Raw genomic sequence first — 13,722 nt, forward strand, 5'->3', positions numbered from 1 at the left:
TTTTAACCGCTAGGGGCGCCGCGCGTGGCGAATGCACGGCCTGGCCGGACGCGGCAGATTCATCGGCGGCGCTTAAGCTAGGCCCCATGCGCTACCAGCACGCCGTCGGCCTCCGCCGCTACACCTTCGCCAGCCTGCGCGAGCTGCTGGCCAAGGCCAGCCCGGCCCGATCCGGCGACTACCTGGCCGGCGTGGCGGCGGCGACCGCCGAGGAGCGGATGGCCGCGCGGCGGGCACTGGCCGAGCTGCCGCTGAGCCGCTTCCTCGACGAACCCGTGATCCCGTACGAGGCCGACGAGGTGACGCGGCTGATCGTCGACACGCACAACGCAGCCTCGTTCGCGCCGGTGGCCGGGCTCAGCGTCGGCGGTCTGCGCGACTGGCTGCTGGCCGACACCACGACGCCGGCGATGCTGGCGGCGCTGGCGCCGGGCCTGACGCCGGAGATGGCCGCTGCCGTGTCCAAGCTGATGCGCAATCAGGACCTGGTGCTGGCCGCGCGCAAATGCCGCGTCGTCACGCGGTTTCGCAACACGCTCGGTCTGCCGGGGCGCCTTGCGGTACGCCTGCAGCCGAATCATCCGACCGACGACCCGCGCGGCATTGCAGCCAGCACGCTCGATGGCCTGATGTACGGCTGCGGCGATGCCGTCATTGGCATCAATCCGGTCAGCGACGATCCGGCCAAGCTGATGACGCTGTGGCAGTTGCTCGACGAGCTGATTGCCCGTTTCGATATCCCGACGCAGTCCTGCGTGCTGACCCACCTGACGCGGCAGATCGAGGCGATCGAGCGCGGCGCACCGATCGACCTGGTGTTCCAGTCGATCGCCGGCACGCAGGCGGCCAACCGCAGCTTCGGCATCAGCCTCGCCATGCTCGACGAAGCACATCAGGCCGGGCTGAGCTTGCGGCGCGGTACCTGCGGGTCGCAGCTGATGTATTTCGAAACCGGGCAGGGCAGTGCGCTGTCGGCCAACGCGCATCACGATGTCGACCAGCAGACGCTCGAAGTGCGCGCTTATGCAGTTGCGCGGCGCTTTGATCCGCTGCTGGTCAATACCGTCGTCGGCTTCATCGGCCCCGAATACTTGTACGACGGCAAGCAGATCATCCGCGCTGCGCTCGAAGACCATTGCTGCGGCAAGCTGCTGGGTCTGCCGATGGGCGTCGACGTCTGCTACACCAATCACGCCGAAGCCGATCAGGACGACATGGATACCTTGCTGGTGCTGCTCGGCACGGCCGGCGTCAACTACATCATGGGCGTGCCCGGCGCCGACGACATCATGCTCAACTACCAGAGCACCAGCTTTCACGACGCGCTGTTCCTGCGCGAAGCGCTGTCGCTGCGACATGCACCCGAGTTCGAGCAATGGCTGCAGAAGATGCAGTTGATTGATGAGCAAGGTCGCCTGCGCGACAGCCGTCGGTCACCGATGTTGCCGGCGCTGACCGCGTTCGCACAGGCCGCCTCGTGAGCGCCATCAACGACGACGCCGCCGGCCCGCTGCTGCCGTCGGATCCCGGTGATCGCAGCGTCGTCGCGCGCGATCCCTGGCAGTCGCTGCGCCAGTACACGGCAGCACGCATCGCGCTCGGCCGCAGCGGCAGCAGCCTGCCGACGCGCGAAGTGCTCGACTTTGGCCTGGCCCATGCGCAAGCGCGCGACGCAGTGCATCTGCCGCTCGATGTCGCGGCCTTGCAGTCGCAGTTGCAGGCCGACGGCTGGGACGTGATCGCGCTGACCAGCCGGGCTGCCGATCGCGCGGCGTACCTGGCGCGCCCCGACTGGGGCCGCCGGCTGCATGACGATGCGCTGCCGCTGCTGGACGCGGCACGGTCGGCCACCGCGCCGCGCATCGATGCCGACGATGTGGCCTTCGACGTCGCCTTCGTCGTCAGCGACGGCCTGTCGTCCACCGCCGTCCAATGCCATGCAGCGCCGCTGCTGCAGGCCTTGCGGCCGCTAATGGCCGATCTGCGCATCGCGCCGATCGTGATCGCCACGCAGGCGCGCGTCGCGCTGTCCGATGAAGTCGGGCAACGCTTGCAGGCGCGCATCGCCGTCAGCTTGATTGGCGAGCGGCCGGGGCTGTCGTCGCCCGACAGCCTCGGCGCCTATCTGACCTACGCACCGCGCGTCGGCAATACCGACGAGGTGCGCAATTGCATCTCCAATATCCGGCCGCAGGGCTTGGTGTTGACTCAGGCTGCGCAGCAGATCGCCGCGTTGCTGCGCGCTGCGCTGCAAGCGCAGCGCAGCGGCGTGGCACTGCGCTTCGACCCGTCGACGATCGCCGCAATCAGAAGCGATAGCTGAGCGTGGCGGCGACGTTCGCCGGGGCGCCGTAGGCGAGGTTGGCGTACTCGTCGAGCACGTAGTAGCGGCGGTCGAGCAGGTTGTTGCCATTGACCTGCAGCGTCCAGTGCGCATCAAACGCGTAGCGCGCCATCAAGCCGAGCAAGGGCACCGAGCCTTGGCGGATCGTCTGCACGTCGCCCTGGACGTTCTGGGCGGCCTCGACTTCGCTGGCGGACTGCCAATTGAGGTTGCCGCCCAAGGTCAGCGCCTGCCAGTCGCCGGGCAGCGTATAGCTGGAGAACGCGCGCACCAGGCTGCGTGGTACGTAACGGCGAATCGTTTCGCCATCGCCATCTTGCATGCGGAAGTGCGATACGCCCAGCGACAGATTCCAGCCGTGCAACGGTGAGCCGCTGGCTTCAGCTTCGATGCCGCGGGTGCGTGTGCCATCGGCCTGCCGGTAGGCCGGACGCGTCGGATCGTCGTTGACGTAGCGGCCAACGTCACTGACGCCGACGTGATCCTGGCGCGTATCGAACACGGTCAGCGCGGTATTCAGGCGCCCCCCGAAATGCGCGCCCTTGATGCCGACTTCCTGGCTATAGCCGTCGAGCGGGTCCAGATAGGTTCCATCGGCCTGCTGCAGATTCTGCGGCTTGAAGATCTGCGTGTAGCTGCCGAACGCCGACCACTGCGAGCCGAGGTCGTAGATCAGCCCGGCATACGGGGTGATGCGATCGTGATCATGCTGGAAGGTTTCCGGTCCGTCATACAAGTAGTACTGCTCGGCGCGGTAGCGGGTCGCACGCGCGCCGACGATCAGCTTCAACGGCTCCGCCAGCGCCAGCCGCAGCGCCGAGTAAGCCGCGCGCTGACGCGTGCGATTGCGCTGGATATCGGTGCCGACACGTTCGAACATCGGTTCGGGGTACGAGCCGTCCCAGTCATAGAAATTGCCGGTATCGGCCATTTCGCCGTGCGCGAACTCATCGGCATCGCCGCGCAGCCACGAGCCCGTCGCACCGATCAGCCACTCGTGCTGCAAGCCGCGCCAGGTAAACGGCGCGCTCAGGTACGCATCGGCGGTGTTCTGTCGACCGGCGTCTTCGCTGCGGTAGGCGTAAGGAAACAAGCCTTCGCCGGTATCGCGGTCCGGGTAGCCGTAAACGTAGAACAGGTTCGAATGCCCGTCGGTTTCGCGACGCTGCACGCTGCTGCGCAGCGACCATCCATTACCGAAACGGTGGCGCAGTTCGGCAAACGCGGTTCGCGTGTCGTTGTTCCAGTAGCTCCAGCGTGTCGCCGTCGTGATCGATCGACGCCAGTGCGTGCGGCTGCCGTCGCTGAAGAACAGCGGGAACGAACCCCAGGTATTGCCTTGCGGTCGCGTTGCCTGGTCGTCATAGCCCAAGCTGAGCCGTGTAATCGGCGTCAGATCGGCATCGACGACGCCGTAGAACACGCGTTTCTCGTTCTCGTACAGGTCCATGTAGGAATCGCGATGCTGGTAGACGGCAACAGCGCGGGCACGCACGCGACCGTCGGCGCTCAGTGGCGTGCTGACATCGGCCGTGGTCCGCAGGTCGTTCCACGACGCCGCGGTCAGCGTCAGCATGCCTTCGGGCGTACGCGCATCGGCGTGCTTGCGGACAAAGTTGATCGCAGCTGAGGGGTTGCCGGCGCCCGACATCAGTCCCGTCGCACCGCGGACGATCTCGATGCGCTCGTACAGCGCGGTGTCGAGTGAGGCATCGCTGGAGCCGGTGTTCAGGCCAGGGGCCACCGGGACGCCGTCGTACAAGGTGTTGTCGATCGTAAAGCCGCGTGCGCTGAATACAACGCGCTCGCTGTCGTAGCTGTACGAATAGACGCCAGTGGTGTTGTCCAGAACATCGCGCAGCGACTGCAGGTTCTGGTCTTCGATGCGCTCGCGCGTGAACGTGGTCAGCGACTGCGGCGTATCGCGCGGGCTCAGGTTCAGCCGCGTGGCCGCGCTGGTTTCGCGGACCGCATAGGGCGAGGCGCCACTGTCGGTGACGACGACGGTTTCCAGCACGACGGCGTCGGTGTCGGGCGTTTCCGCCGACCATGACAAACCAGTGTGGAGCAGCAACGGAAGCCAAAGGGTGCGGCGGGGGAGTGCAGCAGACATCGCGGATTCCTCATTCGAGACAGGGCGGGGAAGTGCCTGCCTTGCGAATCGCGCGATCGGTGGGTCGGCGTCAGTGTACGGCGCGCGGAGGATTTAAGTCGATAGTCAGCGCGGCCGTATGACTCGGCCCAACGCGCGGCAGCGACGCGCAAGCGCCGTCCGCGCAAAAGCTGAGTGACTCAGCGCTTGCGCGCGGCGCTGCGCTTGATACGAATGTAGATGCCGCGACTGCGGCCGTCTTCGTGGCGACGGTGTTCGACTTCGAACGATGTGATTGCCGCGGCCAGGTCGCTGAGCTTCTTGTAGCCGTAGTTGCGTGGATCGAAGTCGGGCGCTTGTTTGCCGATGATCTGACCCACGCCGCCGAGCGCGGCCCAACCCTCGTCATCGGCCGTGGACTCGATGCCGTCGCGGAACAGCGCCAGCAAGCGCGCATCGGCGTTGAGTTGCGCATCGCCTTTGACGCGCTTGCCGTCGTCGCTGGCAGCGGGTGCGCGCAGCACGTCCAGGTAAATGAACTTGTCGCAAGCCGACACCAGCGATGTCGGCGTCTTGCGTTCACCGAAGCCGAACACGTCGAGCCCTGACTCGCGCAGCCGCGAGGCCAGCCGCGTGAAGTCGCTGTCACTGGACACCAGGCAGAAGCCGTCGAAGCGATTGGTGTACAGCAAGTCCATCGCATCGATGATCATCGCGCTGTCGGTCGCGTTCTTGCCGCTGGTGTAACCGAACTGCTGGATCGGCTGGATCGCCAACGTCACCAGCACGTCCTTCCAGCCCTTCAGGTTGGGCTGTGTCCAGTCGCCGTAGATGCGCTTGACGCTGGCCACGCCGTACTTGGCGATCTCGGCCAGCAGCGCTTCGGCGATGCCCGGCGTGGTGTTGTCGGCGTCGATCAGCACCGCCAGGCGGCGGTGTGTGGCTTCAGTGCTCGGCGATGTCATGCGGTGCTCCTCGTCGTGGCGATCGACCGCAGACGGCCGGGGCTAGATCAGTTTGGCGATGCGCTTGATGCGCGCACCCAGTGCGCTCAGCTTGCCTTCGATGTCTTCGTAACCGCGGTCCATGTGATAGATGCGGTCGATCAGCGTCTCGCCGTCGGCGGCCAGCGCCGCGAGCACCAGCGAGGCCGAGGCGCGCAGATCGGTGGCCATGATCGGCGCCGCTTGCAGACGCTCACGGCCGGTGATCACCGCCGTATTGCCTTCGATGCGGATATCGGCGCCAAGGCGCGTCAGCTCCTGGGCGTGCATGAAGCGATTTTCGAAGATCGTTTCCTTGATCACGCCGACGCCTTCGGCAACGCAGTTCATCGCCATCATCTGCGCCTGCATGTCGGTCGGAAAACCCGGATGCGGCATCGTGTGAATATTGACGGCGCTGGCGCGGCGTCCCTGCATGTCGACATCGATGAAGTCGACGCCGGTCTGCACTTTGGCGCCGGCCTGCTGCAGCTTGACCAGCACGGCGTCGAGCAGGCTCGGGTCGGTCTTGTTGACGCGTACGCGGCCGCGGGTGACGGCGGCTGCGAGCAGGTAAGTGCCGGTCTCGATGCGGTCCGGCAGCACGCGATGCGTTGCAGCATGCAGATTCGTAACGCCCTGGATGCGGATCGTCGTCGTACCTTCGCCGACGATCTTCGCGCCCATCGCACGCAGACAGCGCGCCAGATCGACGACTTCGGGTTCGCGCGCCGCGTTCTCGAGAATCGTCTCGCCCTCGGCCAGCGTCGCCGCCATCATCAGGTTTTCGGTGCCGGTCACGGTGACCGTGTCGAACACGATGTGCGCGCCCTTGAGCTTGCGGCACTTGGCGTGGATGAAGCCGCCTTCGAGCGTGATCTCGGCGCCCATCGCTTCCAGGCCCATCAAGTGCAGATCGACCGGTCGCGCGCCGATCGCGCAGCCGCCGGGCAGCGACACGTGGGCTTCGCCGCGTCGTGCCACCAACGGGCCGAGTACCAGAATCGAGGCACGCATCGTGCGCACCAGTTCGTACGGCGCCACGCAGGTCGTGATCGGCTTGGCGTCGAGCACGATTGTATGCGGGTCGGTTTGCGTGACGGTCACGCCCATCTGCGCGAGCAGCTTCTTGGTCGTGCCGATGTCCCACAGCGCGGGGCAATTGGTGACGGTCAACGGCTCGTCGGACAACAACGCAGCGCACAGGATCGGCAGCGCGGCGTTCTTGGCGCCGCTGGCGGCGATCTCGCCGTTGAGCGGGCCGTTGCCCTCGATGATGAATTTATCCAAACCAGGAACCTCGGATTAGGCCGCGCGCGTGCGCAGTTGCAGGGCGTGAATGTCGCGGCCCATCTTGTCGCCGAGCGTGGCGTACACCATCCGGTGCTGGGCCAGCGGCAGCTTCCCGGCGAAGCCTGCGTAGATCACTTCGGCTTCGAAGTGCTGGCCGTCGTCTCCGAGTACGCGCACGGTGGCGCCGGGCAGGCCGGCTTCGATCAGTTGCTGGATTTCGGTTTTGGTCATGGCGGGCTCAGCGCTTCATTTTGTAGCCGGTGATCAGCATCCGCATGCACACCGCCGACGCCAGCGCGAAAAAGCCAGCGCTCCAGGCGATGCTGTGCAGAATCGGCACGTCGGCATGGCCGAAGAAGCCGAAGCGGAAGCCGTCGATCATGTAGAAGAACGGGTTCAGGTGCGACGCCGTGTACCAGAACGGCGGCAGCGCATGCACCGAATAGAAAACGCCGCTCAGAAATGCCAGCGGGTTGATGAAGAAGTTGGTGAAGGCCGCGATATGGTCGAACTTCTGCGACACGATCCCGGCGATCAGTCCAACCACGGCCAAGCTGCCGGCCGACAGCAGAAACATCGCCAGGATCGCCAGCGGCTGGTGCACCGGCAGCGGCACGAAGAACAGCGTGGCAATGAACATCGCGCTGGCGACCAGCACGCAGCGCACCAGCGCGGCCAGCACGTAGGCGGCGAACCATTCCCAGGGCCCCAGCGGCGCCATCTGCAGGAACACCAAGTTGCCCATGACCTTGGACTGGATCAGGCTCGACGAGGTGTTGGCGAACGCGTTCTGCATCACCGTCATCATGATCAGGCCCGGCACCAGAAACTCGGTATAGCTGATGCCGTCGTAGGCCGAGGCGCGGCCCGACAGCGCTTGGGCGAACACCAGCAGGTACAGCAGCGCGGTGATCACCGGTGCGGTCACGGTCTGGCCGAGCACGGCCCAGAAGCGCATCACTTCTTTTTTCAGCAGCGTGACGAAGCCGCGCTGGTTGGGGGTCATCGGGTCAGTTCCACAAAGATGTCTTCGAGATCGGGGTCGCGGGTCTGCACGTCCTCGATCGCCACGCCCGCGTCGCGCAGCGCATCGAACACGCTGCCGATCGGGTGTTTGCCGGTCTCCAGCTTCAGTTCGATGCTGCCGTCGCTTTCGCTGGCGACCAGTTCGCGCAGTGCTTCAGGCAGCGCGGCATTGCCGGCCAGCTTCACGCGCAAGAACCGGAACGGGTGGCGGCGCAGCAGTTGCCGCGTGCTCTCCAGGGCTTTGACTTCGCCGCGGTCGAGAATCGCGATCCGCGAACACATTTCCTGGGCTTCTTCCAGGTAGTGCGTGGTCAGCACCACGGTTTGTCCCTGGCGGTGCAGGTCCGACATGAACTGCCACAGCGTGCGGCGCAGTTCTACGTCGACGCCGGCCGTGGGCTCGTCGAGGATGACCACCGGCGGCTTGTGGACCAGCGCCTGGGCGATCAGCACGCGGCGCTTCATGCCGCCGGACAACGCGCGCATCGACGTGTTGGCCTTGCTGGTCAGGTCGAGGCGTTCCAGCATCTCGTCGATCCACGGCCAGACTTCGCGGCCGGCACCGTAGTAGCCGGCCTGGATGCGCAGCATGTCGCGCACTTTGAAGAAGGGGTCGAACACCAGCTCCTGCGGCACCACGCCGAGCAACCGGCGCGCATGCCGGAAGTCGCCGACCGTGTCGTGGCCGAGCACGGCGATCTGGCCGACATCGGCCTGGACCAGACCGGCAATGATGCTGATCAGTGTCGACTTGCCAGCGCCGTTGGGGCCCAGCAGGCCAAAGAACTCGCCACGCGGGATCGAGAACTCGACGCCCTTGAGTGCCTGTAGCGAACCGTAGGATTTGCGAACGCCGACGATGTCGAGCGCGTTCGAGGGGGAGTTGGTCATGGGGCGCGATTATAGCGGCCGATGCCGACGGCCCGGCTGCCGTGTTTTTGCACCTCGCCGCTGCGGGGTGGCCTTTGCAGCGGGCAGCGGTCTTACAATCGCAGCCCTTTCCTGCGGTGACAACGACCCATGACGACGGCGCTGGTCTGGTTTCGGCGCGACTTGCGCCTGGCCGATAACCCGGCTTTGTACGATGCGGTGCGCCAGGCCCAGCGCATCGTCCCGGTCTATATCGACGGCTTCGAAGCGCCGGGTACCGAGCCCGGTGGCGCCGGCCGCTGGTGGCAGCACCACGCGCTGGCCGCGCTGTCGGCCGATCTGCAAGCCCTCGGGGCCCCGCTGCTGATCCGTCGCGGAGAGCCGCTGGCCGTGCTGCTCGAACTCGCCCAACAGGTCGGCGCGACGGTTGCGGTTTGGAACCGCTTGTACGAGCCGGCCCAAGATCGCGCCGATCGGCGGCTGGCCGAGGCGCTGATCGGCGATGGCCTGCGTGTCGACACCTTCAATGCCTCGTTGGTGGTCGAGCCCTGGGACGTCAAGACGCAGACCGGTGGTCCGTATCGGGTCTACACGCCGTTTTCGCGCACGGTTCGCGCTCGTGGGCTGCCGCGCGCGCCGCTGCCGGCGCCGACGCGGCTCGACGGCGTGCCCGGCTTACAGGGACTCAGCGTCGAGGACCTGGGCCTGCGGCCGACGATCGCCTGGGACGCTGGATTTGCTCCCGTGTGGACGCCGGGCGAGCGCGGCGCGCATCAGCGGCTGGAGCGCTTCTGCGCCGAGGCGCTGGCCGGCTATGCCGACGGGCGAGACCGTCCCGACCAACTATTGACCTCGATGCTGTCGCCGCATCTGCACTTCGGCGACATCGGCCCGGTACAGGTGCTCAGCCGCCTGCAGCGCGCGCTGGCCGAGCAGCACGGGGCCGGCGTCGCCGGTGGCGCCGAAGTCTTCGAGCGCGAGATCTACTGGCGCGAGTTCGCGCACCACGTGCTGTTTCACTTTCCGCAAACGCCGGTTGCGCCGATGGACCCGCGCTACGCCGCCTTCCCGTGGCGCGAGCCGGCCGATTACGCCGACGATCTGCGCCGCTGGCAGCGCGGACAGACCGGGGTGCCGATCATCGACGCCGGCATGCGCCAGCTGTGGACCACCGGCTGGATGCACAACCGCGTGCGCATGATCGTTTCGAGCTATCTGGTCAAAAACCTCCTGATTCCGTGGCAGGAAGGCGCGGCTTGGTTCTGGGACACGTTGTTGGACGCCGACCAGGCCAACAACACGCTCGGCTGGCAGTGGATCGCCGGCAGCGGCGCCGACGCGGCACCTTATTTCCGCGTGTTCAACCCGGTCACGCAGAGTCAGAAGTTCGATCCGGATGCGCTCTACATCCAGCGCTGGGTCCCCGAGATCGCGCGCTTGGGCAAGAAGTCGATCCACGCGCCGTGGATGGGCGACCCTGCCGATCTGGCCCGCAACCGGCTGCAACTGGGGCACGACTATCCGATGCCGTCGGTCGACTTGGGTGAGAGCCGCGGTCGCGCTCTGAAGGCCTTCGAGCGGCTCAAGGCCGGATGAGCGCCGTATCGGACCCAACCCGCTAAACTGGGAGACCTCGTTTGCTGCGATCGCTCCCGTGCCTCACCGCCTGAACCCCGAAAACGTACTGAACATGGGGCGCCGCGTGCTCGAAATTGAGCGCGACGGCCTGCAGGGCCTGCTGTCTCGGATCGACACCGACTTCGTCCGCGCCTGCGAGCGCATGATGGCCTGCACCGGGCGCGTCGTCGTTACCGGCATGGGCAAGTCGGGCCACATCGGCGGCAAGATCGCCGCGACACTGGCGTCCACTGGCACGCCGGCGTTCTTCGTCCACCCCGGCGAAGCCAGCCATGGCGACCTGGGCATGATCACGCGCCAGGACGTGGTGCTGGCGATCAGCTATTCGGGCGAAACCGCCGAGATCGTGACGATCCTGCCGCTGATCAAGCGCATGGGCGCGCCGCTGATCGCGATGACGGGCAAGCCGAACTCGACGATGGCGAAGATGTCCGACGTCCATCTGAACGTGGCGGTCGACCAGGAGGCTTGCCCGATGAACCTCGCGCCCACCGCGTCGACCACGGCCACGCTGGCGATGGGGGATGCGCTGGCGGTGGCCCTGCTCGACGCCCGTGGTTTCACCCCCGAAGACTTCGCGATGTCGCATCCGGGCGGTTCGCTGGGCCGCCGGCTGCTGCTGAAGATTGCCGATGTGATGCACGGCGGCGACCGTCTGCCGAAAGTTGCGCCAGGTACGCCGATGACGGTCGCGCTGCTGGAGATGACGCGTCAGGGGCTGGGCATGACCGCCGTGGTCGACGCTCAGGACCGCATCATCGGCGTCTACACCGACGGCGACCTGCGCCGCTCGCTGGAAGAGCAGGTCGATCTGCGCACGGCGACGATCGACCAGGTCATGACGCCGGGCGGCCGTCGCGCGCGACCGGAATGGCTCGCCGCTGAAGCGGTGCGGCTGATGGAACTTCACAAAATCACCGCGCTGCTGGTCGCTGACGCCGATGACCGGCTGGTCGGCGTGGTTCACATGCATGATCTGCTGCGCGCAGGAGTGGTCTGATGCTGACGTTGGAACAGGTTCAATTGCGTGCCGCCAAGATCCGCTGCGTGATCTTCGACATTGACGGCGTGATGACCGACTGCAAGCTGTACTTGGGACCGGACGGTTTTGAGATCAAGGCGGTCAGCGTCCGCGACGGCCTGGGCATCAAGAATCTGCAGCGCGCGGGTATCGAAGTCGCCGTGATCTCCGGCCGTCCCTCTGAGGCAATGCAGCGGCGGCTCGAGCACCTCGGCGTGCCGCACATCGTGCTGGCCACCGAAAACAAGCTTCCCGCCTATGAGGCGCTGCTGCAGCGCCTTGGGCTGAGCGACGATGAGTGCGCGATGATGGGGGACGATACCCCCGATCTGCCCCTGATGCGCCGTGTTGGTCTCGCGCTGACCGTCGCTGATGCCCATCGCACGGCGATGCAGGCGGCGCATTGGGTCAGTGCGTTCCGCGGAGGCGAGGGCGCGGTGCGCGAGGCTTCGGACCTGATCCTCGACGCGCAGGGCCGCAGTGACGCGACCTTGAGCGTCGACATGGCCGGCTGAGGCATGTTCGCCCGGATCAAGCCCTGGTTGATTTGGCTGATGCTGCCGTTGATGGCGGGTGTGTGGCTGTTGTTTCAGTCGCGCGGCATGCAGCCCGAGCCGGTGCCGGTCGCCGACGGCGCCGCAGCCCCTCGTTACAGCCTGCGCGGCGTCAAATGGACGCGAGTCGATGCCACCGGCCAGCGCGAGTTCACGGCCGAAGCCGACAGCGCCGACTACTACGACGACGAATCGGCGCGCTACGAACAACTGCGGATGAACGTGCCGCGCGCTGGCCAAGCGCCGTGGCGCTTGAGTTCGCCCAAGGGTTCGGCGCCGGCGCACGAAAAGCGCATCTCGATGGAGGGCCCGGTCGAAGTCGTCGGCAGCTGGCCGGATGGCGAGGCGCTGACGATGACGACGCCGCAGTTGTGGGTCGACCCGGCGCGCCATCTGCTGAGCACCGAAGCCGGCGTGCAGTTCGACAGCGCCAGTCGCAGCGGCCAGGCCAAGGGGCTCAAGGCCGACTGGGAACAACAGACCGTGCAGCTGCTCGGTAATGTGAGAATGCAATATGTACCGCGCAAGCCTTGAATCCCTGCTGCTGGCGTCGGCGCTGCTGCTGTCCGGCGTGCCTTCGGCATCGGCCCAGGACGCGTCGCCGACACGCGAATCGCGGCCTCGCGCCGCTGAGCGCCTGCGCCCGGTCGGGCCGGTCACGGTCACCGCAACCAGCGTCGATTGGGCCAAGAACGGCATGATGATCTACACCGGCGACGTGAAGCTGTCGTCCGACACGCTCAATCTCGACGGCGACCGACTGGAGCTTGAGCAGCTCGGTGACGGCGAATATCGCGCCCGCATCATCGGCAAGCCGGCGCACCTGCTGCACAGCGGCACGCCGGCCAGCGGCGAGACGCCGGCCGATCCACCGGTCACCGCTCGCGGCCGCACGCTGGTGTTCGATTCCAAGAACGGCATCGCCGACATCAGCGGCGATGCCCGCGTGACCCGCGGCGAAGACGAGATCACCGGCGAGACGATCCATTACAACGTCAACGAGCGTCGCATCCAGGCCGCCGGCGGCAGCGGCGGACAGGTCCGCATTGTGATTCAGCCCAATAATCGCGCCGCTCCGGCGGCAGGCACGCCATGAACGGGATCGGCGGCAAGTCGGTGCTGTCGGCCCGCGGCTTGTCCAAGCAATACAAGAAGCGCAGCGTCGTCCGCGATGTATCGCTGCGCGTCGAGGCGGGCGAGATCGTCGGCTTGCTCGGCCCCAACGGCGCCGGCAAGACCACGTCCTTCTATATGGTCGTGGGCTTGGTTCCCGCCGATGGCGGCGTGATCGAGCTCGACGGACGCGACATCACCCGGCTGCCGATGCATGCACGGGCGCGGCTCGGCATCGGCTATCTGCCTCAGGAAGCTTCGGTGTTCCGCAAGCTGTCGGTCGCGGACAACATCTTGGCGATCCTCGAAACACGGCCGGGCTTGAGCAAGGCGCAACGGATGGACGAGTTGGAGCGTCTGCTCGAAGACCTGCATATCGGCCATATTCGCGCCAGCGAGGGCCAGGCCTTGTCTGGCGGCGAGCGTCGTCGCGTCGAAATCGCGCGAGCGCTGGCCGCCAATCCGCGCTTCATCCTGCTTGACGAGCCGTTTGCCGGTGTCGACCCGCTGGCGGTGTCGGACATCCAGCACATTGTCGAACACCTGAAGAGCCGTGGCATCGGGGTGCTGATCACCGACCACAACGTGCGTGAGACGCTGGGCATCTGCGGTCGAGCCTATATTCTGGCCGAGGGCAGGGTCATCGCAGAGGGCTCGCCGGCGGAGGTGCTGGCCAATGAAACCGTTCGCAAGGTGTATCTGGGCGATCAGTTCCGACTTTGACGGGGACCCACCCGTAACGGGGGATTCGTCGGCGGCGTAGTACCGCGTAGCGGGCCGCTCGGTAA

The 13,722-nt window shown here is 66.3% G+C and carries 14 protein-coding genes; 8 read left to right on the top strand and 6 right to left on the bottom strand.

Annotated features, from left to right (window positions below; genetic code table 11):
• Positions 1–86 precede the first annotated feature (86 nt).
• Both BUB09_RS14135 and eutC read left to right on the top strand, forming a co-directional pair.
• Positions 87–1,481, top strand: a complete 1,395-nt coding sequence (locus BUB09_RS14135; protein ID WP_072898561.1) for an ethanolamine ammonia-lyase subunit EutB — start codon at positions 87–89, stop codon at positions 1,479–1,481.
• Positions 1,478–2,323, top strand: coding sequence for an ethanolamine ammonia-lyase subunit EutC (gene eutC, locus BUB09_RS14140; protein WP_245793293.1), 846 nt, complete (start codon positions 1,478–1,480; stop codon positions 2,321–2,323). The genes BUB09_RS14135 and eutC overlap by 4 nt, the downstream gene beginning before the upstream one ends.
• Here eutC and BUB09_RS14145 read toward each other — a convergent pair.
• From BUB09_RS14145 to BUB09_RS14170, 6 genes are all read right to left on the bottom strand, one after another.
• Complete coding sequence (locus tag BUB09_RS14145) at positions 2,307–4,457, bottom strand: TonB-dependent siderophore receptor (RefSeq protein WP_072898563.1); 2,151 nt, start codon at positions 4,455–4,457, stop codon at positions 2,307–2,309. The genes eutC and BUB09_RS14145 overlap by 17 nt on opposite strands.
• A 179-nt stretch (positions 4,458–4,636) precedes the next feature.
• A complete protein-coding gene (locus BUB09_RS14150; RefSeq protein ID WP_072898565.1) occupies positions 4,637–5,401 on the bottom strand; it encodes an NYN domain-containing protein in 765 nt (254 codons plus the stop codon).
• A gap of 42 nt (positions 5,402–5,443) precedes the next feature.
• Positions 5,444–6,709 carry a UDP-N-acetylglucosamine 1-carboxyvinyltransferase gene (gene murA, locus BUB09_RS14155; protein WP_072898567.1) on the bottom strand — a complete coding sequence of 422 codons (1,266 nt, stop codon included), beginning with the start codon at positions 6,707–6,709 and terminating at the stop codon, positions 5,444–5,446.
• A gap of 15 nt (positions 6,710–6,724) precedes the next feature.
• Positions 6,725–6,943 (bottom strand): BolA family protein, encoded by a 219-nt coding sequence (locus BUB09_RS14160; protein ID WP_072898568.1) that lies wholly within the window; start codon positions 6,941–6,943, stop codon positions 6,725–6,727.
• A gap of 7 nt (positions 6,944–6,950) precedes the next feature.
• Positions 6,951–7,718, bottom strand: a complete 768-nt coding sequence (locus BUB09_RS14165; protein WP_072898570.1) for an ABC transporter permease — start codon at positions 7,716–7,718, stop codon at positions 6,951–6,953.
• Positions 7,715–8,629: an ABC transporter ATP-binding protein gene (locus BUB09_RS14170; protein WP_072898572.1), complete on the bottom strand. Its 915-nt coding sequence runs from the start codon at positions 8,627–8,629 to the stop codon at positions 7,715–7,717. The genes BUB09_RS14165 and BUB09_RS14170 overlap by 4 nt, the downstream gene beginning before the upstream one ends.
• A 129-nt stretch (positions 8,630–8,758) precedes the next feature.
• Between BUB09_RS14170 and BUB09_RS14175 the strand changes: the two genes are divergently transcribed.
• From BUB09_RS14175 to lptB, 6 genes are all read left to right on the top strand, one after another.
• Positions 8,759–10,204 carry a cryptochrome/photolyase family protein gene (locus BUB09_RS14175; protein WP_072898574.1) on the top strand — a complete coding sequence of 482 codons (1,446 nt, stop codon included), beginning with the start codon at positions 8,759–8,761 and terminating at the stop codon, positions 10,202–10,204.
• Between the two features lie 94 nt (positions 10,205–10,298).
• Entirely contained in the window at positions 10,299–11,246 is a 948-nt protein-coding gene (locus tag BUB09_RS14180; RefSeq protein WP_072898576.1) for a KpsF/GutQ family sugar-phosphate isomerase, read from the top strand.
• The gene (locus BUB09_RS14185) at positions 11,246–11,782 is read left to right on the top strand and encodes a KdsC family phosphatase (protein WP_084083457.1); all 537 of its coding nucleotides are present in this window, start codon (positions 11,246–11,248) and stop codon (positions 11,780–11,782) included. The genes BUB09_RS14180 and BUB09_RS14185 overlap by 1 nt, the downstream gene beginning before the upstream one ends.
• A gap of 3 nt (positions 11,783–11,785) precedes the next feature.
• On the top strand, positions 11,786–12,355 hold the full coding sequence (gene lptC, locus BUB09_RS14190) for an LPS export ABC transporter periplasmic protein LptC (protein WP_072898578.1): 570 nt from the start codon (positions 11,786–11,788) through the stop codon (positions 12,353–12,355).
• A complete protein-coding gene (gene lptA, locus BUB09_RS14195) occupies positions 12,336–12,917 on the top strand; it encodes a lipopolysaccharide transport periplasmic protein LptA (RefSeq protein WP_072898579.1) in 582 nt (193 codons plus the stop codon). The genes lptC and lptA overlap by 20 nt, the downstream gene beginning before the upstream one ends.
• Positions 12,914–13,657 carry an LPS export ABC transporter ATP-binding protein gene (lptB, locus tag BUB09_RS14200; RefSeq protein ID WP_072898581.1) on the top strand — a complete coding sequence of 248 codons (744 nt, stop codon included), beginning with the start codon at positions 12,914–12,916 and terminating at the stop codon, positions 13,655–13,657. Before lptA ends, lptB begins: the two co-directional genes overlap by 4 nt.
• Positions 13,658–13,722 lie beyond the last annotated feature (65 nt).

The organism is Hydrocarboniphaga daqingensis, assembly GCF_900129825.1.
In the GTDB taxonomy this organism is placed as follows: Bacteria; Pseudomonadota; Gammaproteobacteria; order Nevskiales; family Nevskiaceae; genus Hydrocarboniphaga; species Hydrocarboniphaga daqingensis.